This window comes from Nesterenkonia sphaerica, from assembly GCF_005771565.1.
GTDB classification, from domain to species: Bacteria; Actinomycetota; Actinomycetes; order Actinomycetales; family Micrococcaceae; genus Nesterenkonia; species Nesterenkonia sphaerica.
This window is the reverse complement of sequence record NZ_VAWA01000054.1, coordinates 1-951: the sequence shown is the minus strand read 5'-3', so window position 1 is coordinate 951 and position 951 is coordinate 1. Positions and strand designations below refer to the sequence as shown.

The following is a 951-nucleotide window of genomic DNA, read 5'->3' as shown; positions in this document are numbered from 1 at the left end:
TCCATGTTTCATTTGATTTGACACGCTCCGTGCAGTCGGTGCGTTTGGAGTGTCGGCCTGAGCATACGAAGTAGGGGTAGACGTTGCCGTGGCGGTTCTTGGCGTTGGAGACCATCAGTCGGGAGCCGCAGGCACCGCAGAATACGGTTCCTTTGAGGTAGTGGTCGTGAAGTTGGGTGGCTTCGGCGGCGGATTTGTGTGCTTTCATCACTGACTGGACCTGGTACCAGACCTCGGGTGGGACCAGGGGCTGGTGGCTGCCTTGATAGCGGGTGCCGCGGTAGATCACATCGCCTTTGTAGTAGGGGTTGGTCAGCATTCGGTGTGCTGAGGAGATTGCTAAGGGCTTCGATGGTCGTTTCGGGGTGGGTAGGCTGGTGAGCCCGCGGGAGGTCAGCTCGTCGTGGAGCTGGCTGACGGTCCAGTTTCCTGAGGCGTATNTCCTCGCGGCCGAGTGCATCGGTGGTGCGGATGTTGAGGTAGCCGATAGGGGCTTTGCCGATGGTGCCGCCGCCGATGGCTTTCTGGGTCATACCTTTGGTGACCTCGGTGGCGAGGTTGCGGGAGTAGAACTCGGCGATAGAGGACATGATCCCGTGTAGCAGCATCCCAGAGGGAGTTTGGTCGATGTTCTCGGTCGCGGAGACCAGCATGACTCCGGCTTGCTGGAGAGCGAGGTGGATGGCGACGTCATCGCTGCGGTTGCGGGCGAGTCGGTCGACTTTATGGACGATGCAATAGGCGATGGGGCTGATGCAGGATAGGTGACAACTGATCTGGCTCGGTTACCCCGGGCCTGGAAGGATTGTCATCATGCCCAAGCCGTATCCCAATGAACCGTACTGGGTTCAGTTCCGTTTTTCTGATGCGGGAAGTTCCTCCCGCTGGTGTTCATAGTAGGCCGCCTCCACTTCGGCGGGGGTCTGGTGGCCCAGGTGCTCGTGGAGCCGG

At 59.9% G+C, this 951-nt stretch carries 1 protein-coding gene and 1 pseudogene; both read right to left on the bottom strand.

What is annotated here, in order from left to right:
- A partial coding sequence (locus FEF27_RS13740; RefSeq protein WP_243729256.1) for a recombinase family protein occupies positions 1–460 on the bottom strand: 460 nt, incomplete at its 3' end.
- Between the two features lie 109 nt (positions 461–569).
- Positions 570–683: pseudogene (locus FEF27_RS13735) on the bottom strand (hypothetical protein); the annotation flags it as partial.
- Positions 684–951 lie beyond the last annotated feature (268 nt).